Below are 22,530 nucleotides of genomic sequence, written 5' to 3'. Positions count from 1 at the left end.
CCTGTCGGCCCCTCGTCAGCTCTCGTCAGTGCTCGTCGGTCCTCAGTACCCGTCAGCCCTCCGCACTCGTCAGCCCTCAGTCCCCGTCAGTCCTTCACCGCGCCGCCGAAGCCGGAGACCAGCCGGCGCTGGACGAGCACGAAGAAGATCAGCACGGGGACGGTCATGACGGTGGACGCCGCCATGATCCCTCCCCAGTCGTTCCCCTCGTCCTTGAAGAAGACCAGCAGCGCCATCGGAAGGGTGGAGTTCTCGGTCGCGCTGATGATGAAGGACTTGGCGAAGAGGAAGTCGTTCCAGGCGGAGATGAAGGAGAAGACGCTCGTCGCCACGAGTCCGGGGAAGACGAGGGGGAAGAGGATCTGCCACAGGAAGCGGGAGCGGCTGGCCCCGTCCAGATAGGCCGCCTCCTCCAGCGCCTCGGGCACCGCCTTGACGAAGCCGCGCAGCATCCAGATGGCGAACGGCAGCGAGAAGGCGATATGCGGCAGGATCAGCGAGCCCAGGGTGTTGAGCCCCACCCCGGGCACCGTCTCCCCCAGATCGCGCATCAGGAAGAACATGGGGATGGTCAGCGCCTCGATCGGCACCATCTGGGCGACCAGGAACATGATCAGCAGGGTGGTGCGGAAGCGGAACTTGAAGCGGGCGACCGCCGTGGCCGCCAGGAAGGCGATCAGCGCCGAGGCGACCACCACCACCCCGGCCACGAACAGGCTGTTGAGGAAGTAGCGCCCGAAATCCTGCTGTTCGAAGACGCGCCGGAAGGAGTCCAGCGACGGGGACCCCGTCCACGGCCGGGGCTCGGTGGACTGGATCTCCCCCTCCGGCTTGAAGGCCGAGAGCACCATCCAGTACAGCGGGAAGGCGACCACGGCCGCCACGATGAGGGCGGTGACCTCGGCGGCGAAGCGCCAGGGACGGCGGATGCGCAGCGAGACGCGCGAGTGGCTCACAGTTCTTCTCCCTGGCGTCGCAGCAGCCGCAGATAGACCAGGGTGACGGCCAGCAGGATCAGCAGCATCACCACGCCGATCGCCGAGCCCAGGCTGTACTGCGAGGACGCGAACGCCTTCTGGTACGCGTACACGTTGAGCACCATGTTCTGGCGCGCGATCCCGCCGCCGTCGGTCATCACATAGATCTGTGTGAAGACCTTGAAGTCCCAGATGATGGACTGGATGGTCACCACGACGAGGATCGGCCGCAGCATCGGCGCCATGATCGTGCGCCAGATCCGCCAGGTGGAGGCGCCGTCCAGGGCGGCGGCCTCCAGCACCTCGCCGGGGATGGCCCGGATGCCCGCGTAGACGGTGACCATCACGAACGGGAACGAGCACCACACGACCTCGAACAGCACCAGGGCGAAGGCGCTGTAGCGGTCGTAGGTCCAGGAGTAGTTCTCGAAGCCGGAGAGGCCGAGCCACACCAGGACCTTGTTCACCGGCCCGAAGTCGGGGTCGAAGAGGAAGACCCAGACCGTCGAGCCGGTGATCGCCGGGGTGGCCCAGGCGCCGAGCGCGGCCAGCATCAGCGCCAGCCGCGGAATGGCCCGTACGCGCGTCAGCAGCACCGCCAGCGCACAGCCGACCGCGAGGGTGGAGACCACGCAGACGGCGGCGAAGAGCAGGGTGGCGACGGCGACGTTCCAGAACTCGCTGTCGCCGAACAGCTCGGCGTAGTTGGCGAACCCCTGGAAGGTGGTCGGTTCACCCCCGCTGACCTGCGCCTGGGTGTACTCCAGGAAGGAGATCAGACCGAGCTGATAGATGGGGTAGACGAGCAGCCCGCCCAGGACGACGAGCGCCGGGGCGAGATAGAGCCAGGGGGTCCAGGCGCCGCGCCGGGACCCCTTCCCGGATCGGCGCCCGGCCGGGACGGTGGATCCCGGCCGGGACCGGCGGCCCTTGGCGGGGGCTCGCCGGGCGTGCTGTGCGGTGCCGGCGCTCACTGCTCGAATGCCTCGTCCATCTTCTTCGCGGCGTCCTGGGTGGCGGCCGGCACGCTCTTACGGCCGCTGACGATCTCCTGGAACATGGTGGGCAGGACGAGTTGCGCGTCGATGGCCGCCCAGCCGGGCGAGGCGGGGACGAACTTGGCGCTGTCGTTGAGGGTCTTCACGAAGGGCTTGACGAAGGCGTCCTTGTGGGCGATGTCGCCGCGCACATCGGTGAAGGTGGGCAGGAAGCCCATGGCGTCGTAGAGCTCACGCTGGGTCTGCTTCCCGGCGAGCGTCTTCAGCAGGTCCACGGCGATCGTGCGGTGCGAGGTGCTCTTGAGCACCCCGAGGTTGTTCCCGCCCGCGAAAGCCGGTGCGATGTCGCCCTTCTTCACGCCCGGCAGCGGCACGACCTTGTACTTGCCCTTGGCCTTGCCCGCCTCGATGGCCTGGCGGTTGAAGTCGCCGCCGATCGCCATGGCCGCCTTGCCCGAGGCGAACGCCTCGACGGTGTCGTTGCCGCCCCACTGGGCGCACTTGGCGGCCGGGCAGTTGTCGTCGCCGAAGAGCGAGGTGTATGCCTTCACGCCCTTCTGGGCGTCGGCGCTGTCGATGGCCGCCTCGTACTCGTTGGAGCCGAACTTGCCCCTCTCATCGGCGAGGTCGCCGCCGTTGGCCCAGATGAAGGGCATCGCGCCGTAGGTGTAGGCGCCGCCCACCGCGAGACCGTACAGATCCGGCCGCTCCGAGCGGATCTTCTTCGCGGTCGCAATCAACTCGTCCTGGGTGGCCGGCGGCTCCAGGTCGAGCTCCTTGAAGACGTCCGTCCGGTAGTACAGCGCCCGTACGCCGACGAAGAGCGGGGCGCCGTAGACCTTGCCGCCGATGGTCAGCGAGTACTTCGCGGTGGGGTCGATATTGGTCGAGTCGACCCAGGCGCCGAACTCCTTGCTGATGTCCAGCAGCCCGCCGTCCTTGACATAGCCGGCGGTGTCGGTGTTGCCGAACTCGATGACGTCGGGAGCGCTCTTGGGGTCGTTGAAAGCCGCCTTGATCTTCTGCGCCCGGGTGTCGATGGGAATGTAGGTCACCTCGACGTCGGTTCCGTCGTGCTCCTTCTCGAAGCCGGCGACCGCCGCGTCGATCACCTTCTTCTTGGGCGCGTTATTGACCTCCTGGAAGAGCCAGACACGCAGCTTGCCGCTCTTCTCGTCCTCCTTGGAGCTGTTGTCGGAGGTGGAGGGGGCGCATCCGGTCATGGCCAGCCCCGCCAGGGCGAGTGCCACCACGGGCACGGTGACACGGGAGGACAACCGGGACGAAACAGAGAGATGGGACGGCTTCATAAGGACCCTTAAACATTTGGCGTTGCACGTAATGCAACGCATGTTTCGCTCAGCACAATAGGCGTGAGGCTAGGGAACCTTGAGCGACCCCACAAGAGGTCTGAACCACTTCGTGATGAAGCGAGCCGAAGCACTCCGCGACAAAAGGAACTTCGCGCTAGCGCGGCAACTCCTCGCCCGGATAGGCGGGTTCAACATACGGCACGGCCTCCACCCGCGCACCCGCTTCCGCCAGGCGCTCGACCACCCGGTCCCAGTCGGGCCAGGTCTTCCGGAACCGCTCCAGAACACGGTCGCTGGCCACCAGCACCACATCGGCGCCCGGGTCCTCCGCCCACTCCAGGAGTCTGGGAAGGGTCGGCTGGGCGACCGACATCACGCAGCCGCCGGAGAGCCGGTAGCCCCGCTCGGCGGCCAGCCGCCCGCACCGCTCCAGCTGGGCGTCCCAGTCCTTCTCGAACTGGCAGTAGGCGCTGGCGCCTTCCGCTTCGGGCTCGTCGACCTCACGCGCCCCGAACACCAGATAGGCGGCCCGCGCCGCCCCGTTCTCCGTACGCCCGCTCATGGGCCGACCCTACTGGGGCCGTCCGGCGCGCGGCAGGGCGCACGAGGCACGGCACGCCCGGCCCGCGACCCCTCTCGGGATCGCGGGCCGGGCGTGCCGTCTGTCCGCGCGAGGCTGTTCGTCAGCGCCCAGGGCCGACGGACCGGCTACTTCTTGCCGTCGCCGTCCTTGCCCTTGTCGCCGCCGGCGCCCATGCCCTCGAAGATCTCCTTGCACATGGGACAGACCGGGTACTTCTTCGGGTCACGACCCGGGACCCAGACCTTGCCGCAGAGTGCGACGACGGGAGATCCGGAGAGGGCACTCTCCATGATCTTGTCTTTCTGTACATAGTGGGCATAGCGCTCGTGGTCGCCGTCACCGTGCGACACCTGCGGTGTCGGCTCAACGAGGGTCCCCGTGCCTGCCCCGCGCTCGGGCTCAAGAGTGCTCATACAGCCCTAGGGTACTCATGCCTAGTTGAGAGAAGGGTCGTCCGGATACGTGGCGACCATGGCCAGCTCACTGCGCTGGCGGCGCAGCACCGACCGCCACAGCCGCTCGGGGGCGGGCGAGGACACGTCACCCGGCTCGGACTCCACCACGTACCACGCGCCCTCGGCGAGCTCGTCCTCCAGCTGACCGGGCCCCCAGCCCGCGTAACCGGCGAAGATGCGCAACGAGCCCACGGCCGCCGCCAGCAGCTCCGGCGGCGCCTCCAGGTCCACCAGGCCGATGGCGCCGTGCACTCTGCGCCAACCGAGTGGCCCGTCCTCGCTGCGCGCCGAGGGCCGGCCCGACTCGCCCGGTACGACGGCCACGCCCAGCGCCGAGTCCAGCGAGACCGGACCGCCCTGGAAGACCACCCCCGGCTCCCCGGCCAGCGAGGCCCACGACTCCAGGATGTCGCTCACCCCCACCGGGGTCGGGCGGTTCAGGACCACGCCGAGCGAGCCCTCCTCGTCATGGTCGAGGAGGAGCACCACCGCACGGTCGAAGTTCGGGTCAGCAAGCGCCGGTGTCGCGACAAGCAGCCGTCCTGTGAGCGAGGACACCTCGGTCATGGCCACATGATCCCCCATATCCGGGCCGGAGGGGGAGTGGAAGTCGAGTCCCGTATGAGAGCAGGTCGGGGCGCAAGACAGCAGACGCGGCGCACGTGACTGTGGGCCTTTCGATCGAAACGGAACGTGTTGTGTCGCCTACGGGATGACGCAAAGGGTGCAAGAGCCTTACGGAGGCGGTCTCCGGGGCTATTACTCTTGCCCTTTGGCCCTAGTGCCTTTTGGCCCTTGCCCGTCTCAGGAACGCGAGACCAGATGACCCGCTCGAACGATGTCCTGCTCGTCCATGGCGGCACCCCGCTCGAAGGCGAGATCCGTGTCCGCGGCGCGAAGAACCTCGTGCCGAAGGCCATGGTGGCCGCCCTGCTCGGCAGTGCGCCCAGCAGGCTGCGCAACGTCCCCGACATCCGCGATGTGCGGGTGGTGCGCGGGCTGCTGCAGCTGCACGGCGTGACGGTGCGCCCCGGCGACGAGTCCGGTGAGCTGGTGCTCGATCCCACGCATGTGGAGAGCGCCAATGTCGCCGACATCGACGCACACGCGGGCTCCTCGCGGATCCCGATCCTCTTCTGCGGTCCGCTGCTGCACCGCCTCGGCCACGCCTTCATCCCGGGCCTGGGCGGCTGCGACATCGGCGGTCGGCCGATCGACTTCCACTTCGATGTGCTGCGCCAGTTCGGGGCGACGATCGAGAAGCGGGCGGACGGCCAGTACCTGGAGGCCCCGCACCGGCTGCGCGGCACCAAGATCCGGCTGCCGTACCCGTCGGTGGGCTCCACCGAGCAGGTGCTGCTGACGGCGGTGCTCGCCGAGGGTGTGACGGAACTCTCCAACGCGGCGGTCGAGCCGGAGATCGAGGACCTCATCTGCGTACTGCAGAAGATGGGCGCCATCATCTCCATGGACACCGACCGCACGATCCGGATCACCGGTGTCGACCAGCTCGGCGGCTACAACCACCGCGCCCTCCCGGACCGCCTGGAGGCCGCCTCCTGGGCGAGCGCGGCGCTGGCCACCGAGGGCGGCATCTATGTGCGCGGCGCCCGCCAGCGCGAGATGATGACCTTCCTGAACACCTACCGCAAGGTCGGCGGCGCCTTCGACATCGGGGACGAGGGCATACGGTTCTGGCACCCGGGCGGCAAGCTCAACGCGATCGCCCTGGAGACCGACGTCCACCCCGGCTTCCAGACGGACTGGCAGCAGCCGCTGGTGGTGGCCCTGACCCAGGCGTCGGGCCTGTCCATCGTCCACGAGACGGTCTACGAGTCCCGGCTGGGCTTCACCTCGGCGCTCAACCAGATGGGCGCGCACATCCAGCTCTACCGCGAATGCCTGGGCGGCTCCGCGTGCCGGTTCGGCCAGCGCAACTTCCTGCACTCCGCGGTCGTCTCGGGACCCACCAAGCTCCAGGGCTCCGACCTGGTCATCCCCGACCTCCGCGGCGGCTTCTCCTACCTGATCGCGGCCCTGGCCGCCCAGGGCACCTCGCGGGTCCACGGCATCGACCTGATCAACCGCGGCTACGAGAACTTCATGGAGAAATTGGTCGAGCTCGGCGCGAAGGTGGAGCTCCCGGGCGGCGGCAACGCCGTGTAGCGAGCGCCCTGGCGGCGGCAACGCCGTTGTAGAGCCTCCGGGGGCCTCGTATCGGCTCGTGGACGGGCCTCAGGGCCCGTAGGAGCGCCAAAGGGGCGGCCACCCTCCCGGGGTGGCCGCCCCTCTCATTCGCGGGGGCTTACTTGCCCTTGGCGGCTTCCTTGAGCTTGGAGCCCGCGGACACCTTCACGCTGTAGCCGGCCGGGATCTCGATCGGCTCACCGGTCTGCGGGTTGCGCGCGGTGCGAGCGGCACGGTGGGTGCGCTCGAAGGTCAGGAAGCCGGGGATGGTGACCTTCTCGTCGCCCTTCGCGACGACCTCACCAGTCACCTCGGCGAGGGCGGCCAGCACGGCGTCGGCGTCCTTTCGGGTCACCTCGGCGCGCTCGGACAGAGCGGCCACCAGCTCACTGCGGTTCATGTTGTACTCCCGTGTTCATCTTGCCAATGAGGCGTGAGATCGAAGCCGATGCTGCCAGGGCCCTCGGACAGTCCCCGGACCCGGGTCTGCTGTTCAGACCCTCGCGCCCGGAACGCATCCTGCCCCCACCTGTGGCGGGAATGCCAATCCGGAGCCCTGGAGAGTCACACGAAAAGCGCCGTGGCGGTCGTTTTTCTGTCCGCCACCCTATGGCGGCTCCCGGGACCCCGGAGCGCGCGACGCGCCGTGCCCCGCCTAGACCGCAGTGGTACCGGTCACAGCGCGGGCCGCGTCTCGCACGGCCCCGGCGACCGCCCCCGCGACCTTGTCGTTGAAGACGCTCGGAATGATGTAGTTGGCATTGAGCTCGTCGTCGTGGACGACGTCGGCGAGCGCACCGGCGGCAGCCAGCATCATCTCGGTGTTCACCGTACGCGACTGCGCGTCCAGCAAACCACGGAAAACGCCCGGGAACACCAGGACATTGTTGATCTGGTTCGGGAAGTCCGAGCGTCCGGTGGCGACCACGGCCGCGGTCTGGCGGGCGATCGCCGGGTCCACCTCGGGGTCCGGATTGGCCAGTGCGAAGACGATCGCGCCGTCCGCCATGGCGGCCACGTCGTCGCCGGAGAGCACGTTCGGGGCCGAGACACCGATGAACACGTCCGCGTCCCGCACGGCCTCGCGCAGGGTGCCCGTGACGCCCTCCGGGTTGGTGTTGTCCGCGATCCAGCGCAGCGGGGACTCCGGGTCGGCGGAGACCAGATCCTGGCGCCCGGCGTGCACCACACCGTGGATGTCGGCCACCACCGCGTGCCGCACGCCCGCGGCGATCAGCAGCCGCAGGATGGCCGTGCCGGCGGCGCCCGCGCCGGACATGACGACCCTCACATCCTCGATCTTCTTGTCGACCACCCGCAGCGCGTTGGTGAGGGCGGCCAGCACCACGATCGCGGTGCCGTGCTGGTCGTCGTGGAAGACCGGGATGTCCACGGCCTCGCGCAGCCGCGCCTCGATCTCGAAGCAGCGGGGAGCGGAGATGTCCTCCAGGTTGATCCCCGCGAAGCCGGGGGCGATGGCCTTCACGATCGCGACGATCTCGTCGGTGTCCTGGGTGTCCAGGCAGAGCGGCCAGGCGTCGATGCCCGCGAACCGCTTGAAGAGGGCCGCCTTGCCCTCCATGACCGGCAGGGCGGCCTTGGGGCCGATGTTGCCGAGGCCGAGCACCGCGGAACCGTCGGTGACGACGGCCACACTGTTGCGCTTGATGGTGAGGCGGCGGGCGTCCTCGGGGTTGTCCGCGATGGCCTGGCAGACCCGGGCCACGCCCGGGGTGTAGACCATGGAGAGGTCGTCACGGTTGCGGATGGGGTGTTTCGACGACATCTCGATCTTGCCGCCGAGGTGCATCAGGAACGTACGGTCGGAGACCTTGCCGAGCGAGACACCCTCGATGCCCCGCAGCTTCTCCACGATCTCCTGGGCGTGCGCGGTCGAGGTCGCGGCGATGGTCACGTCGATACGGAGCTTCTCGTGGCCGGAGGCGGTCACATCGAGGCCCGTTACCGAGCCACCGGAGGACTCCACGGCCGTGGTCAGCTGGCTGACCGCGGTTCCGCTCGCGGGCACCTCCAGCCGGACCGTCATCGAGTACGAGACGCTGGGCGCCGTTGCCATGGCCTGCTTCCTCTGCTTTCCCTTGTTCATGCTCTCCGGGCCTCGGGATGCCGGGCCACGTCCTCAGATGGTTACACCTACCTCTGGGTACGGGGTAACCCGGCCCGACTTTCGGACATATTGTTCTGACATAGCAGAGTGGGGTCAGGCGAGTGGAAAGCCCCACTCCTTCGCGGGAACGCCTGGCGAGGCGGGCCGTCCGCCGCAGCCGCCGCCCTAGGCTCTGGCGCGCTACAGCGTCGTAAGGACGCCGAGGAAGAGACAACGAGGAGCGCGGGCATGGCTCAGGGCACCGTGAAGTGGTTCAACGCCGAGAAGGGCTACGGCTTCATCGCCCAGGAGGACGGCGGACCGGATGTCTTCGTCCACTACAGCTCGATCGACGGCAGCGGCTACCGCAGCCTGGTCGACGAGCAGCGGGTCGAATTCCAGATCGTGCAGGGCCGCAAGGGCCCCCAAGCGGAAGAGGTCCGCGTCCTGGGCGGCTGATGTCGCCGGGCGCGGACCTCTTGCGGAAGAGTTGAAAGGTGGCACCGACCCGCCATGCTCGCCTCGCGGCAAGTGGTCGCTCGAAGCGACGAAGGTTGGGCCCGGGGGCTTGGATCGGGCCGGTGCCACATCAAGGCTAACAAACAGGCCCGGGAAGGGATTCCCCTCCCGGGGGGTGGATTTTGGAGGCCCTCCGAGCACCGGGCGCGGGGGTCCTCCGGCCGGGGTGGTGGTCAGTCCCGCAGCAGGTCCGGGACGGCGTTGCCGTCCGGCTCGTCGCGGTCGCCCGAGACCACCGTCAGCCGCTGGGTGGCGCGGGTGAGCGCCACGTACAGCACCCGGAGCCCCGCCGGGGACTCGTCGGCGATCTCGGCGGGCGAGACCACCACCGTCGCGTCGTACTCCAGCCCCTTCGCCTCCAGGCTGCCCAGCGCCACCACCCGGTCGCCCAGGCCCGTCAGCCACTGACGGGCCTGGGCGCGCCGGTTCATCGCGACGACGACGCCGACGGTGCCGTCCACCTCGTCCAGCAGCCGGACCGCCTCGCGGCGCGCGGCCGCGCCGAGGTCGCCGTCCGCGCCCGGTACGAAGCGCGGCGCCACGCCCGTGGAGCGGACCGCCTCGGGGGCCGGGGTGCCGGGCATGGCGAGGGTGAGGACCTTGGTGGCCAGTTCGGCGATCTCCGCGGGGTTGCGGTAGTTGACGGTGAGGGTGAAGCGGCGGCGCGGACGGCTGCCGAGCGCCTCGTCCCGGGCCCGCCCCGCCTCGTCCGGGTCGGACCAGGAGCTCTGAGCCGGGTCGCCGACGACCGTCCAGGTGGCGTGGCGGCCGCGCCGTCCGATCATCCGCCACTGCATCGGGGTGAGGTCCTGCGCCTCGTCGACGATCACATGGGCGTAGTCGGCGCGCTCCCGCTCGGCCCGCTCGGCACGGCTGCGGCGGGGGCTGACCCGGTCGGCGTAGGTGGTCAGCTCGTCCAGACCGGTGAGATGGTCCAGCGGATCGGCCTCGCGGGGGGCCGCGGGGCGGGCGGGGGTGCCGAGGAGGTTGGTCAGCTCGTCCAGCAGCGCCACGTCGTGGACCGACAGCGGGCCCTGCCCGTCCGGGCCGAGCCGGGCCAGCGACCGGGCCACCTGGCGGACCTCGCGGGGGTTGAGCACCCGCCGTGACCAGCGGTTCAGCCGCTTCTCATCGGCCATGGCGGCGAGGACGGAGCGGGGGGTGAGCTCGGGCCACCAGGCGTCGAGGAACTCATGGAAGGAGTCCTCGGAGGAGATGTCCTCGTCGAAGCCCTCGCGCGCCTCGGCGGCCAGCTCGGGGTCGGTGTACCGCCTGGGGGCGCCGGAGCGGGTCCACAGCGCGTCCAGGAGCAGCCGTCGGGCGCGGGGGCGCAGGAGATTGACGGGCGCGGTGCCGCCCAGCACATTCTGGCGGATGGTGCGCAGTTCATCGGCGCCCAGCTCGATCCGGGCGCCGAAGGCGACCACGCGCAGCCGCTCGGGCGGGCCGCCGGGTCTGGCCCCGGGGGCCGCACCGGGTCTGCCGCCGCGGGCCTCCAGCGCCCCGTCCAGCGTCAGCTGGCCATCGTCGGACGACGAGGACGGAGCCGATGACGACGAAGGGGCCGAACCGGCGGGCGCGGCGGCTCCGCGCGGCAGCTCCAGCGCGCCGCGCGCGGCCTTGCGCAGCACCTTCACCATCCGGGACGAGCCCTTGACGCGGGCCACGGCGGGGGTGTCGTACGTGGTGGCCTCGGCGCCCTCCACCAGCGAGCCCACCGCCCGGATGGCCACTTGGCCCTCCTCGCCCAGCGAGGGCAGTACGCCCTCGGTGTAGGCGACCAGCAGCGGGGTGGGGCTGACCACGAGGATGCCGCCCGCGTAGCGCCGCCGGTCCTGGTAGAGCAGGTACGCCGCGCGGTGCAGCGCGACCGCCGTCTTGCCGGTGCCGGGGCCGCCCTCGACCTCGGTGATGGAGGCGGCGGGGGCGCGGATCACCTGGTCCTGCTCGGCCTGGATGGAGGCCACGATGTCGCGCATGGTGTGGCCGCGGGCCTGGCCGAGCGCGGCCATCAGCGCGCCGTCGCCGACCACCGGCAGCGCCCCGCCGTCGAGGGTGGCGCTGAGCTCCGGGCGCAGCAGGTCGTCCTCGACGCCGAGCACCCGGCGGCCCTTGCTGCGGATCACCCGGCGGCGGACGACGCGGCCGGGGGCGACCGGGGTGGAGCGGTAGAAGGGCGCGGCGGCGGGCGCCCGCCAGTCGATCACCAGCGGGGCGTAGTCGGCGTCCAGGACGCCGATGCGGCCGATGTGCAACGTTTCGGCGATCTCCGCGCGGTCGCCGTCCGGGCCGGTGCGGATGGCGTCGTCGGCGGGCTCCACGGAGGTGTAGGCGCCGTCGGGGCCGCGCCGTCCGTCCTTGCCCGGCAGCAGATCGATGCGGCCGAAGAGGAAGTCCTCGAACTCGCTGTTCAGCCGGTTGAGGTGGACCCCGGCCCGGAAGACCTGGGCGTCCCGTTCGGCGAGCGCGCCGGGCGTGCCCACCTGACCGCGCTTGGCGGCGTCGTCCATGAGGAACTCCGCCTCGTGGATCTTCTCCGCGAGGCGGTGGTACACCCGGTCCAGATGCGCCTGTTCGATCCGGATCTCGCTGTCCCGGACCCCGTCCCCGCGGTCCTCCCGCGGTGCCGTCCGGTCGTCATGCGTGGCGTTCTGCGCGGCCACCCAGGCCCCCTTCTGTGTTCTTAAGGGCAGCCGTTAACCGTACACCTGAAGCGAGGGGGTTTCTCAGAGCCTGACCTGGGCCAGGCGCTGGCCGTCCAGGGTGCGGACCTCGAACCGCTCGATGTCGTCGGTGTTCATGGCGGCGCCGCCCTGGGCGTAGAGCGGCTCCTTGCTCCAGCGGGAGCCGTCCCCGTCCTTGACGCCGTAGCCCGAGGTGGGCACGGCCCAGGTGGTGATGGTCTCCTCGTGGCCGTCCTTGCCGATGGCGACCAGGTCACAGGTGCGCGGCCCCTTCAGGTTGCCCAGCTTGAGGGCGACGGAGGTGCCCCACCCCTTCTGCTGGAGCGAGACGGAGGCGTCCACCTTGGTGACGGGGTCGACCGAGCTGAACTTCTCGCCCTGGTCGTACACCTGCTTGGAGGAGGAGACCACCGCCTGGTCCTTGCCCCCGCCGTCGTCGGAGCCCGCGGTGATGGCCGCTCCCGCGAGCGGGCCGCCGACGATGAGGACGGCGGCCGCGGCGACGAGGAAGAGACGCCGTCTGCCGGAGGCTTTGCGACTCACCGCGACGTCGTCCATCAGCCGGTCGAGCAGTTCGGGCCCCGGGCGGGCGGTGACCACCGCCGGATCCGGGAGCGCGGTGCCGTCGGCGGCGGTGGCGAACTCGGCCAGCAGCGGCGGGAGGCCCATCAGCTCGTCGAGCTCGGCGGCGCACCGCTCACACCCGATGAGGTGGTCCTCGAAGCGCGCCGCGTCGGCGGGGTCGAGCACCCCGAGCGCATAGGCGCCGACCGCGGTGTGCTGCTGGTCGTCCGCTGCCGGCATCATGCCGTGACCCCCCGTTCCTCGAGCGAGAGCTTCAGGGAGCGCAGCGCGTAGAAGACCCGGGACCTCACCGTCCCGGCGGGAACGCCCAGCACTTCGGCCGCCTCACTCACCGTCCGTCCCTTGAAGTATGTCTCGACGAGCGCCGCTCTATGTGCGTCGGTGAGGTCATTCAACGCGTCAGAAATGGTCATCTGGCGCAATGCGCGGTCGATGTCGTCCGCGGCGGGCATCACATGGAGCGGCGCCGCGTCCACTTCGTGGGGGCGTGCGCGGCGTTGGCGGTGGCCGTCGATGACGATGCGGCGGGCCACGGTCACCAGCCAGGGTCGTACCGATCCTCCGGAGCGCCGCAGTTGGTCGGCGTTGCGCCAGGCGCGCAGGAGGGTCTCCTGGACCACGTCCTCGGCGCGGTGCCGGTCGCCCGCGACCAGGCGCAGGACGAAGGCGAGAAGCGGGCCTGCGTGCTCCGCGTAGAGCGCGCGCATGAGCGCGTCGTCCGGTGTCGTCCTCTCGGTCACGAGGGCATCTTTGCGTACGCAAGCCGCCGGGTCGAGGGGGGTACGGGCTGGAAACGCTCGCCGTTCATCGTCCACCGTGTGATGTACATCCCATTCCCGGGTTGAACATCTCCCGCTGTGCGGTGCGTACTTGAGTCCGAGTAAGGCCGACGCCGGGCGGGCGCCGGCTACCAGGAAGGGCTCCCTCCCCAAATCCGCCCCGCAGGCCCCGGCCCCCCCATCCGGGGCCTGCGTCATGTCCGGGGGGTGTCCGGGTCATGACTGAATATCGCTCATGCTTTGCTGATGCTTGGGTTTACCCGGCGGCGGTGACGGGCAACTCGCTCGCGGTTTCCGCAGACTTCGCTGGAGCACCAGCGCCTGCGGCGGCCGCGCGAGGTGTCGAGGTAGACCAGCGAGCAGGTCTCCCCCTCACAGCGCCGCAACTGGCCGCGCGCCACCGGGTCGGTGAGCAACTGCACCGCGTCCCGGGCGATCTGGGAGAGCAGCGCACCGCAGTCCGCCTTTCCGGCGAGGGCACGGACCAGGGTGCCGTCGGGGGTCCGTACGGCGCGCAGGGCGGGCGGGGCGGTGGCGGCCAGCGCGTTCATCCGCTCCAGATCGGCGGCCGCGGCATGGCCCTCGACCTCGGTGTGGACGATGCGGTGCAGCAGGTCGCGGGCGGCCCGGAAGCGGATGAGCCAGCGGTGGTCCACGGCCTCGAGCGAGGTGCCACCGGGCACCAGCCCGGCACCCAGCAGCCACGCCTTGAGGGGTTCCACCCCGCCGAGCCGCTCGACGGGCGCCTCGCTGAGCCGGCCGCCGACCGTGGCCACCAGGTCCAGGCAGATCCGCCCCGAGTCGAACCGCAGGTCGTAGGCCGACGCCGACGCCATGTTCCCGTCACTCCTTCGGGGAAGGCCCGATCCGGTCACCCTTCAGAGTGCCCGCCCCGCGTATGACCCGTAACCCCCCAGGACCAGGCTCCGGGCAAACGCCCGGCGAACCTTCACGAGCCCGCGCCCCAGCCCCTCCGGCGGAACTCCAGCCCCTCCGGCGTTCGAGGAGCGGGGTCAGGGGCGGAACCCCATGTTTCAGCCCCTCCGGCGCTTGAGGAGCAGGGCCCGGGGCAGAGCCCCGACAACAACGGCTACTCGCCCCCGTACTTCGTGTCGGCCGACGGATCGAGCGCCAGCCGGTACCCCCGCTTGACCACCGTCTGGATCAGCTTCGGCGAGCCAAGAGCCGTCCGCAGCCGAGCCATCGCCGTCTCCACCGCATGCTCATCACGCCCGGCCCCCGGCAACGACCGCAGCAGCTCCGACCGCGCCACGACCCAGCCGGGCCGCCGGGCCAGGGTCCGCAGCAACGCCATCCCGGCGGGCGGCACCGTGCGCAGCTCCCCGTCCACGACCGCCGCGTGGCCACGGATCTCCAGCCGCCGCCCGGCGACCGGCAACGGCCGCACCCGCCCCGGAAGTTCCGCGGTCAGCAGCTGCACCAGCGGCCCGAGCCGGAACCGTTCGGGCTGGGAGGTGGGAATGTCGTGGGCCTCCAGCGGCAGCGCGGTGACCGGCCCCACGCACGCGGGCAGCACATCATGGCGGAGCGCGTCCAGCAGCTCCTCGCGCATCCCGCGCCGCTCCGCCCGGTCCAGCAGGCTCGCGGCGGCGGGCGCGCTCGTGAAGGTGACGGCATCCAGGGCGCGGGCCACCGTCGCGTCCAGCAGCCGGTCCACCGGCCCGATGTCCTCCGGTGGCATCCAGCGGTACACCGGAACCCCGACCACCTCCGCTCCCCCGGCCCGCAGCGACTCGACAAAGCCGGGCAGCGGCTCGCCGTGCAGCTGGACGGCGACGCGGTGGCCCTCGATGCCCTCCTCCAGCAGCCGCTCGAGCACCTCGGCCATCGACTCGGAGGCCGGGTACCACTCCTCGGTGAGTCCGGCGGCGCGGATCGCCCCGCGCACCTTGGGCCCGCGGGCCAGCAGCCGCACCTCGCGCAGCCGGTCGAGCAGGGCGTCGCCCAGGCCCCAGCCGTCGGCGGCCTCGACCCAGCCGCGGAAGCCGATGGCGGTGGTGGCGACCACGACATCCGGGGCGCTGTCGATCAACTGCTTGGTGGCGGCGAGGAGTTCGGAGTCGTCGGCGAGTGGCACGATCCGCAGCGCGGGCGCGTGCATCACCTCCGCGCCGCGGCGCCGCAGCAGGGCGCCGAGCTCATCCGCGCGGCGCGCGGCGGTGACTCCCACGGTGAATCCGGCGAGAGGGCCGACGGGCACCTCTTCGCCCGCGGCTCCGGTCTGTTCTCGGTGCATGGCTCTCGTCCCGATCTTCCGGTCTCCCGATTCACTCGCATATGGGCGCCTTCGGTTCCGCATCCTGTCGCCATCCCGTGTCGGTGGCGGTTCGCGGAGGTTTCCCAGGCGTAACGGAGTGGTCGGCCAGGAGCTTCCCCGGCCGACCGTACGCCCCGGGCCGCCGGGACGCCCGTGCGGACTGCTCAGACGTCCACGTAGGCGGGTTGCCGCTCCGACCGCGGATCATGCGCACCCGCCTGCGCGGCGGACACCGCGGCCGGGCGGCGGGCGCCACGGAGGTATACGGCCCAGGTGACCGCGGAGCACACCGCGTAGAAGCCGAGGAAGGAGACGAAGGCGGGGGTACCGGAGTGGGCGCCCGCGAACGACTCCCGGAAGGCGAGGTTGATCCCGAGCCCGCCGAGCGCGCCGACCGCTCCGATCAGCCCCATCGCCGCGCCCGACAGCCGCCGCCCGTAGGCCGCGGCATCCTCGCCGGTCAGACCGCGGGCCACGGCCTTCGCCTGGAAGATGCCGGGGATCATCTTGAAGGTGGAGCCGTTGCCGAGCCCGCTGAGGACGAAGAGGGCGATGAAGCCGACCAGGAAGACGGACAGCGACTTCTGCGCGGAGGCGTAGACGACCACGACGGTCGCGGCGGCCATGGCGGCGAAGGTCCACAGCGTGATCTTCGCACCGCCGTGGGCGTCGGCGAGCCGGCCGCCGACGGGCCGGATGAGCGACCCGAGCAGCGGGCCGATGAAGGTGAGCGAGGCGGCCTGGAGCGGGGTGCGGTCGAACTGGTTCTGCAGCACGAGCCCGAAGGCGAAGCTGTAGCCGATGAACGAGCCGAAGGTACCGATGTAGAGCAGCGACATGATCCAGGTGTGGGCGTCCCGCGCCGCCTCCTTGGCCGCCCCGGTGTCGTTGCGCACCGGCGCCAGGTTGTCCATGAACAACGCCGAGAGCGCGACCGCGACCACGATCAGCGGGATGTAGACGGCGAGCACGAGCCGCGGATGGGCCGCCCCGGCGGTGCCGATCACCAGCAGGCCGATCAGCTGGATCACGGGGACGCCGATGTTGCCGCCGCCCGCGTTGAGCCCGAGCGCCCAGCCCTTCCTGCGCAGCGGGTAGAAGGAGTTGATGTTGGTCATGGACGAGGCGAAGTTGCCGCCGCCGACCCCGGTGAGCGCCGCGACCACCATGAAGGTGGTGTACGAGGTCCCGGGCTCCATCAGCACGGCGGCGGTGATCGAGGGCACGAGCAGCAGCCCCGCGCTGATGATCGTCCAGTTGCGCCCGCCGAACCGCGCGACCGCGAAGGTGTACGGCACCCGCAGCACCCCGCCGACCAGGGTGGGCATCGCGACCAGGAAGAACTTCCCGGCCGGGTCGACGCCGTACTCCGGCCCCATGAACAGCACCATCACCGACCACAGGCTCCAGATGGAGAACCCTATGTGCTCGGAGACGATGGAGAAGATCAGATTCCGGGTGGCGATCCGCTCCCCCTTCTCCCTCCAGAAGCTCTCGTCCTCCGGGTCCCACTGCTCGATCCAGCGGCCCCCTTTGCGCGCGGCGGTGGTGGTCGGGGCAGTCATCACGCCTCCACAGTTCTCGGTGTCGCCACTGACGGTAGGGACGGCGGATTTCCGGGCTGTGGCGGCAGGTGACGTGGACGAAACCTTGCTCTCACCCGGCGGGCCGGGTGGCGGTGAGGGGGATTCCCGGGGTCCCGGAACCCCGTGGGAGCCAGTGCCACGGCACCCTCAAGGCCGACCACCACACCCTCGGGACCGACCACGGCACCCTTCAAGGCCGGTCGAGCCGTAGCCGCTCGGCTCTCGGCAACCCCGCGACCACCAGGTCGTAGGAGTCCTCGATGAGCTCCCGGACCAGCCGGTCCGGGAGGCCGCCGTCGACCGTCACCGTGTTCCAGTGGCGCTTGTTCATGTGCCACCCGGGGACGATCAGATCCGGATGCCCCTCACGGAGCCGACCCGCGTCCGCCGGGTCGCACTTCAGATTCACCGTGAGCGGACGGGCGTCCAGCGTCGTCAGGGCGAAGATCTTGCCGAGCACCTTGAAGGTCGAGACCTCCGGGTGCCGGGAGAACGGGAACTCCTCCACCACCGCGTTGAAGGAGAGGCAGAACGACCGCAGTTGCTCGGGGGTCACTCCGGATTCTCCTCGCACTCGACGCGCACTCGACTCGTACTCGGCCGAAGGGGCTCAGGGCTCGCACTGGGCTGAAGGGGCTCAACGAACCCAGTGGGGCCAGGACGATCCCCACGGTAGACCACGCCTCCGACAGCCGGATTCAGCCGGCGGAGCGCTCAGTCCGCCTCGGGGCGCGGCAGCCAGGAGCCCGGTGGGCGCTGGAGCCAGCCGGACGTGGTGGAGAGCGCACGGGCCGCGGCGTGGAGGGCGTCCAGGCCGGGGTGGGCGAGGCCCCTGCGCCACACGATGGAGACCGGTGAGAGCGGAACGGGCTCGGTGAGGGGGCGCAGCACCGCGCCGGGCAGGTGGGTGAACACCTCGCTGGCCAGCACCGACCAGCGGCGCTTGGTCACCACCCGGATGAACTCCTCGTCCCCGTCGATCTCCGGGAACGGCTCCGCCATCGCGATCCCGCGCCCCGTGAAGAGCTGGGCTGCCAGGTCCGTCCACTCGGTGGTGGTGTCATTGCCCGCCGCCGCGTACAGGGTCTCGCCGGCGAGCGCGGACAGCGGGATCTCCTCGAGCCGGGCCAGCGGGTGGTCCTCGCGCAGGACCACGGCGATGCGCTCGTAGCGGATCAGCCGGTGGTCCAGCCGGGCGAGCACGGCGGGGTCGAGGCCGCGGACCCGGCCGAAGGAGACGTCCAGGCGTCCGGCGAGGAGCTCGGCGGCGGCCCCGGCCAGCCCACTGTGGAAGCGGGCCACCAGCTCGGTCTCGGGGCCGACGCGGCGCCGCGCCTCCGCCAGCACCTGGCTTCCGGTGCTCACCGGGGCGCTCACGTCCACCAGCAGCGGACGGCGCTCGGCCCCGCTGAAGGCCGCCGCCAGGTCGTCCTGGGCCTGGAGCACCCGCCGGGCGTACGGCAGCAGCCGTTCGCCCGCGGCCGTGAGGGCGACCTGGCGGGTGGTACGGACGAACAGCTCCGCGCCCAACTCGCGTTCCAGGCGCCGGATATCGCGGCTGAGGGCCTGCTGGGCGACGTAGAGGCGGGCGGCGGCGCGGGTGAAGTGCAGCTCGTCGGCGACGGCGGTGAAGGCGCGCAGCAGGCGCGGTTCGATGTCCCGGTTCACCCGCACATGGTGACCGACGCGGCCCGCGACCCTCACCCGGCCAGCATTGACAACGGGGATGCGTGAATGGCCCCCGATCAGGTGTTGGACCGCCCCCGGCCGGGCCCGGGACCGTAGTGGCATGATCCTCTTCCTCGCCTCCCGCCCCGTCGTGCCCCGCCCCTCCCACCCCGGCACCACCCCGCCCCATCGCCGCCGATCCCCGCTCACCACCCTCGCGACCTTCGTCCGACGACTGCGGGCCCGGAACCGCACCCGCGTGGCCGAGCCGACACCCCGGCCAAGCGGCCCCGGCTCCCGGTCGACGCGACGCTGATGCCCCCGACCGGCGCGGGTCCCCCGCCATCGGCCGGATTCGTCATATGGAGCCGCCCACGGGGGCCCTCATCCCCCGGCCGGAGCGCACTCTTGTGCCCGGCGGCATGTTCTTCTGCCAGGTGGTTCCCCGGCACGAGCGCGTCCAGCTACTGCGGATCACTGCTTGGTGATCACCCCCGAAGCACCAAAGCGGCAGGGACCGCCCTCCGCCGCGTCGGCCTCCGCCAGGAAGGGCCCGAGCAGGGACAGCAGGGGGCCGGGGCGTTCCTCGGGGAGGAAGTGGCCACTGTCGTCGATCACGGCGCCGCGGGTCGCCGGGGCGACCTGGCCGAGGCTGTGGACGGGGGCCGGGCCGCCGGCCCGGCCGCAGCCGACGGCCAGGGTGGGCATCGGGAGCGGGGTGCGGGCGAGTTCGGTGAGGGCGGCGGTGTCGGCGGGGGCGTTGCGGTAGTACGCGAAGCCGTTGGCCAGCCGGCCCGGGCGGGTGTAGGTGCGCAGATAGGTGTCGACATCGGCGGGGCGGATGGCCCCGGTCTCCAGGGCGTGCCCGTAGAAGTGCTCCAGCAGGATCCGCTCCCGGCCCGCCGCCAGCTCCTCCGCGAGGCCGGGCACCGAGAAGAAGCCGAAGTGCCAGAGCCCGGCGGCGGCGATCAGTTCGCTCAGCCCGAAGCCGTGCAGTGGCACGGCGAGCAGGGTGAAGCTGCGGACCCGGGCGGGATGGGCGGCGGCCCACGCATAGCCGATGGGGCCGCCCAGGTCGTGGCCGACGACATGGACCCGGTCCAGGCCCAGCTCGGCGCGCCAGGCGTCGAGCAGGTCGGCGGCGATCCGGACCCCGTGGCCGTGCGGGGAGGAGCCCGAGTCGCCCAGGCCCGGCAGATCCACCGCGAACACCTCGTGGTGACGGGCGAGTTCGGGGATCACCTTGCGCCAGGCGTACCAGGTCTGCGGCCAGCCGTGGAGCAGTACGACGGGGGTCCCCGGCCCCGCCGCCCGCACCCAGTGCAGCCGTACGCCTTCGATCGTCGTCTCGCGGTGTTCTCGCGTTTCGCTCATGCGAGCCAGTCGAGCACCGGACCGATGATGCTTTCCTCTTTGATATATGAGACGTGAAGGGATTATTCGCGATCAGATATAGGCTTGGCCGTTATGGAGCTGCGCCATCTCCGCTACGCGCTCGCCCTCGCCGAGCACGCCCACTTCGGCCGCGCCGCCACCGCGCTGGGCATCCGGCAGCCCCCGCTGTCCCAGCAGATCAAGGCGCTGGAGACCGAGCTGGGCGTACGGCTCTTCGACCGCACCGGGCACGGGGTGCGGCCCACCGCCGCGGGTGAGGCGTTCCTGGCCCGGGCCCGGCAGGTGCTGGACCATCTCGACCTCGCCGTACGGGACGCGGCCGACGCCGGGCGGGGCGAGACCGGTTCGCTCGCCATCGGCTTCCTCGGCACCGCGCTGGCCGCCGTGCTGCCCGAGGTGCTCACCGCCTTCCGGACCCGCCGCCCGCAGGTCCGGCTGGAGCTGCGGGAACTCCCCAGCGCCCGGCAGATCGAGGCGCTGCTGGACGGCAGCCTGGACGCCGGGGTCATCTGCGGCCCGCCGCCCGCGGCCGCCCGGCGGCGGCTGACCAGCCTGCCGCTGGCCCGGGAGACCCTGGTGGCGGCGGTGCCGTCCGGCCATCCGCTGACCAGCGCCGCGGCCGTGCCCGTACGGGCGCTGGACAGCGAGCCGCTGGTCCTCTCCTCGCGGCAGGCCGAGCCCGCCGCCGCCGATGTGGCGCTGACCGTATGCCGCGCCGCCGGGGTCGAGCCGCGGATCGCGCATGAGGCGCACAATCTGCACACCCTGCTGGGGCTGGTCGCCTGCGGGCTCGGCATCGGCATCGGACCGGCGGGGATGCGGCGCTTCCGGCATGTGGGGGTGACCCTGCTGCCGCTGGAACCGGCCGCCGCCGGGCTGGAGTTCCACCTCGCCCACCGCCGCGGCCCGGTCCCGAGCGTCCTGGGCGCCTTCCTCCGCACGGTGCGCCAGGTCCACAAGGGCTGAGGCTGCCGGCGCTTCCGGGTGCGCCCGTTTTGTCAACGGCATTGACATATCTATATCACCCCTCGTATACCTCTCCCCATCGAAGCGCTTCGACGAACGTTGCACATACGCCCTTCCTTCCAACCTCTCGGAGGCAGCGGATGTTGACGGCACGGAAACGGACGAAACAAACGGTGGCCCTCATTGCGGCCACGCTCGCAACATCCCTGGTCATAGCGGGTTGCGGGGACAGCGGGGACGAGGCCGGGGACGGCAAATCGCTCAAGTTGTGGCACTACGAGGCGCCCAACAGCGCCATGGGCATCGCCTGGAAGCAGGCCATCGAGGAGTTCAAGAAGAGCCATCCGGGCGTCACGGTGAAGGTCGAGGAGAAGGGCTTCGAACAGATCCAGAAGACCGCCTCGATGGTCCTCAACTCGGGTGACGCACCGGATCTGATGGAGTACAACAAGGGCAACGCCACCACCGGGCTGCTCTCCAAGCAGGGCCTGCTCACCGACCTCACCCCCGAGGTCACCAAGCGCGGCTGGGACAAGCCGCTCAGCCCCGGCGTGCGCACCACCAGCCGCTACGACGCCCAGGGCGTGATGGGCTCCGGCAACTGGTACGGGATCCCCAACTACGCCGAGTACACGATGGTCTTCTACAACAAGACCCTCTTCACCAAGCACCACATCAAGGTCCCGGCCACCTTCGACGAGTTCACCGCCGCCCTGAAGGCGTTCAAGGCCAAGGGCGTCACCCCGCTGGCCAGCGCGGGCGCCGAATACCCCGCCCACCAGTACGTCTACCAGCTCGCCCTCTCCAAGGCCGACCGCTCCTGGGTGGACGCCTATGAGCAGTACAAGGGCAAGCCGGACTTCCACGACGCCGCCTGGACCTATGGCGCCACCACCTTCGCCGACTGGGTGAAGAAGGGCTATATCGCCAAGAGTTCGAGCGGCGCCAAGGCCGAGGACGCGGGCGCGGCCTTCATCGCGGGGAAGTATCCGATGTTCTTCTCCGGCAGCTGGTGGTTCGGCCGCTTCAAGTCCGAGATGAAGGACGAGTGGGGCACGTTCCCCTTCCCCGGCTCCAAGCTCACCCTCGGCTCCGGCGGCAATCTCTGGGTCGTCCCCAAGGGCGCCAAGAACAAGGAGCTCGCCTACGACTTCATCGACATCACGATGAAGAAGGGCATCCAGAACACCCTCGGCGACAACGGCGGAGTGCCCGTGGCCGCCGATCCCTCAGCGATCACCGACCCCAAGTCCAAGGCGCTGATCAAGGACTTCACCACCTATGCCGACGGCGATGGCCTGGCCTTCTACCCCGACTGGCCGGTCCCCGGCTTCTACGACGTCCTCGTCTCCGAGACCCAGAAGCTGATGACCGGCAGCGCCGGGCCCGACGCCTATCTGGACGCGCTGAAGAAGGCGTACGACGCGGGCGCGCCGAAGGGGTGAGCCCC

At 70.7% G+C, this 22,530-nt stretch carries 21 protein-coding genes; 4 read left to right on the top strand and 17 right to left on the bottom strand.

Annotated features, from left to right (window positions below):
• Window positions 1–86 precede the first annotated feature (86 nt).
• The 6 genes from ACMTAK_RS30765 to ACMTAK_RS30740 all read right to left on the bottom strand — a co-directional run bounded on the left by ACMTAK_RS30765 (window position 87) and on the right by ACMTAK_RS30740 (window position 4,893).
• On the bottom strand, window positions 87–956 hold the full coding sequence (locus tag ACMTAK_RS30765; RefSeq protein WP_413809183.1) for a carbohydrate ABC transporter permease: 870 nt from the start codon (window positions 954–956) through the stop codon (window positions 87–89).
• On the bottom strand, window positions 953–1,951 hold the full coding sequence (locus tag ACMTAK_RS30760) for a carbohydrate ABC transporter permease (protein WP_413809182.1): 999 nt from the start codon (window positions 1,949–1,951) through the stop codon (window positions 953–955). Before ACMTAK_RS30760 ends, ACMTAK_RS30765 begins: the two co-directional genes overlap by 4 nt.
• Window positions 1,948–3,285, bottom strand: coding sequence for an extracellular solute-binding protein (locus tag ACMTAK_RS30755; RefSeq protein ID WP_413809181.1), 1,338 nt, complete (start codon window positions 3,283–3,285; stop codon window positions 1,948–1,950). Before ACMTAK_RS30755 ends, ACMTAK_RS30760 begins: the two co-directional genes overlap by 4 nt.
• A gap of 157 nt (window positions 3,286–3,442) precedes the next feature.
• Complete coding sequence (locus ACMTAK_RS30750; protein WP_413101512.1) at window positions 3,443–3,850, bottom strand: recombinase family protein; 408 nt, start codon at window positions 3,848–3,850, stop codon at window positions 3,443–3,445.
• A 146-nt stretch (window positions 3,851–3,996) separates the two neighbouring features.
• Window positions 3,997–4,284 carry a DUF3039 domain-containing protein gene (locus ACMTAK_RS30745; RefSeq protein WP_075200572.1) on the bottom strand — a complete coding sequence of 96 codons (288 nt, stop codon included), beginning with the start codon at window positions 4,282–4,284 and terminating at the stop codon, window positions 3,997–3,999.
• Window positions 4,285–4,305: 21 nt separating this feature from the next.
• Window positions 4,306–4,893 (bottom strand): YqgE/AlgH family protein, encoded by a 588-nt coding sequence (locus ACMTAK_RS30740; protein ID WP_413809180.1) that lies wholly within the window; start codon window positions 4,891–4,893, stop codon window positions 4,306–4,308.
• A gap of 255 nt (window positions 4,894–5,148) precedes the next feature.
• Between ACMTAK_RS30740 and murA the strand changes: the two genes are divergently transcribed.
• On the top strand, window positions 5,149–6,492 hold the full coding sequence (gene murA, locus ACMTAK_RS30735; protein WP_020870918.1) for a UDP-N-acetylglucosamine 1-carboxyvinyltransferase: 1,344 nt from the start codon (window positions 5,149–5,151) through the stop codon (window positions 6,490–6,492).
• Window positions 6,493–6,631: 139 nt separating this feature from the next.
• Here the strand turns inward: murA and ACMTAK_RS30730 are convergent, their stop codons facing one another.
• Together ACMTAK_RS30730 and ACMTAK_RS30725 are read right to left on the bottom strand one after the other, a co-directional pair.
• Window positions 6,632–6,913: an HU family DNA-binding protein gene (locus ACMTAK_RS30730; protein ID WP_009717479.1), complete on the bottom strand. Its 282-nt coding sequence runs from the start codon at window positions 6,911–6,913 to the stop codon at window positions 6,632–6,634.
• A gap of 255 nt (window positions 6,914–7,168) precedes the next feature.
• Window positions 7,169–8,590 (bottom strand): NAD-dependent malic enzyme, encoded by a 1,422-nt coding sequence (locus ACMTAK_RS30725; protein WP_413809179.1) that lies wholly within the window; start codon window positions 8,588–8,590, stop codon window positions 7,169–7,171.
• Window positions 8,591–8,869: 279 nt separating this feature from the next.
• Here ACMTAK_RS30725 and ACMTAK_RS30720 point away from each other — a divergent pair, with 279 nt between their 5' ends.
• The gene (locus ACMTAK_RS30720; RefSeq protein ID WP_020870916.1) at window positions 8,870–9,079 is read left to right on the top strand and encodes a cold-shock protein; all 210 of its coding nucleotides are present in this window, start codon (window positions 8,870–8,872) and stop codon (window positions 9,077–9,079) included.
• A 233-nt stretch (window positions 9,080–9,312) separates the two neighbouring features.
• On the opposite strand, the gene ACMTAK_RS30715 is transcribed toward ACMTAK_RS30720, so the two are convergent.
• The 9 genes from ACMTAK_RS30715 to ACMTAK_RS30675 form a co-directional block, all read right to left on the bottom strand.
• Window positions 9,313–11,802, bottom strand: a complete 2,490-nt coding sequence (locus ACMTAK_RS30715) for a HelD family protein (protein WP_413809178.1) — start codon at window positions 11,800–11,802, stop codon at window positions 9,313–9,315.
• Between the two features lie 63 nt (window positions 11,803–11,865).
• Window positions 11,866–12,630: an anti-sigma factor family protein gene (locus ACMTAK_RS30710; protein ID WP_413809177.1), complete on the bottom strand. Its 765-nt coding sequence runs from the start codon at window positions 12,628–12,630 to the stop codon at window positions 11,866–11,868.
• A complete protein-coding gene (locus tag ACMTAK_RS30705) occupies window positions 12,627–13,148 on the bottom strand; it encodes a sigma-70 family RNA polymerase sigma factor (protein ID WP_020870913.1) in 522 nt (173 codons plus the stop codon). Before ACMTAK_RS30705 ends, ACMTAK_RS30710 begins: the two co-directional genes overlap by 4 nt.
• Window positions 13,149–13,420: 272 nt before the next feature.
• A complete protein-coding gene (locus ACMTAK_RS30700; protein WP_413809176.1) occupies window positions 13,421–14,023 on the bottom strand; it encodes a CGNR zinc finger domain-containing protein in 603 nt (200 codons plus the stop codon).
• 254 nt (window positions 14,024–14,277) lie between these two features.
• Window positions 14,278–15,444, bottom strand: a complete 1,167-nt coding sequence (locus tag ACMTAK_RS30695; RefSeq protein ID WP_413809175.1) for a uroporphyrinogen-III synthase — start codon at window positions 15,442–15,444, stop codon at window positions 14,278–14,280.
• A gap of 185 nt (window positions 15,445–15,629) precedes the next feature.
• Window positions 15,630–17,030, bottom strand: coding sequence for a nitrate/nitrite transporter (locus ACMTAK_RS30690; RefSeq protein ID WP_413809174.1), 1,401 nt, complete (start codon window positions 17,028–17,030; stop codon window positions 15,630–15,632).
• Window positions 17,031–17,241: 211 nt separating this feature from the next.
• Window positions 17,242–17,607 carry an MmcQ/YjbR family DNA-binding protein gene (locus tag ACMTAK_RS30685; protein ID WP_413809173.1) on the bottom strand — a complete coding sequence of 122 codons (366 nt, stop codon included), beginning with the start codon at window positions 17,605–17,607 and terminating at the stop codon, window positions 17,242–17,244.
• Window positions 17,608–17,765: 158 nt separating this feature from the next.
• Window positions 17,766–18,719: a LysR family transcriptional regulator gene (locus ACMTAK_RS30680; RefSeq protein ID WP_413809172.1), complete on the bottom strand. Its 954-nt coding sequence runs from the start codon at window positions 18,717–18,719 to the stop codon at window positions 17,766–17,768.
• A gap of 474 nt (window positions 18,720–19,193) precedes the next feature.
• Window positions 19,194–20,093: an alpha/beta fold hydrolase gene (locus ACMTAK_RS30675; RefSeq protein WP_413809171.1), complete on the bottom strand. Its 900-nt coding sequence runs from the start codon at window positions 20,091–20,093 to the stop codon at window positions 19,194–19,196.
• 93 nt (window positions 20,094–20,186) lie between these two features.
• Here ACMTAK_RS30675 and ACMTAK_RS30670 point away from each other — a divergent pair, with 93 nt between their 5' ends.
• Both ACMTAK_RS30670 and ACMTAK_RS30665 read left to right on the top strand, forming a co-directional pair.
• Window positions 20,187–21,080, top strand: a complete 894-nt coding sequence (locus tag ACMTAK_RS30670; protein WP_413809170.1) for a LysR family transcriptional regulator — start codon at window positions 20,187–20,189, stop codon at window positions 21,078–21,080.
• Between the two features lie 140 nt (window positions 21,081–21,220).
• A complete protein-coding gene (locus tag ACMTAK_RS30665) occupies window positions 21,221–22,525 on the top strand; it encodes an ABC transporter substrate-binding protein (protein WP_413809169.1) in 1,305 nt (434 codons plus the stop codon).
• Window positions 22,526–22,530 lie beyond the last annotated feature (5 nt).

This window comes from Streptomyces lacaronensis (genome assembly GCF_047337785.1).
Classification (GTDB): Bacteria; Actinomycetota; Actinomycetes; order Streptomycetales; family Streptomycetaceae; genus Streptomyces; species Streptomyces lycopersici.
The sequence above is the reverse complement of the archived record's forward strand: the minus strand, read 5'-3'. Positions and strand labels throughout refer to the sequence as shown.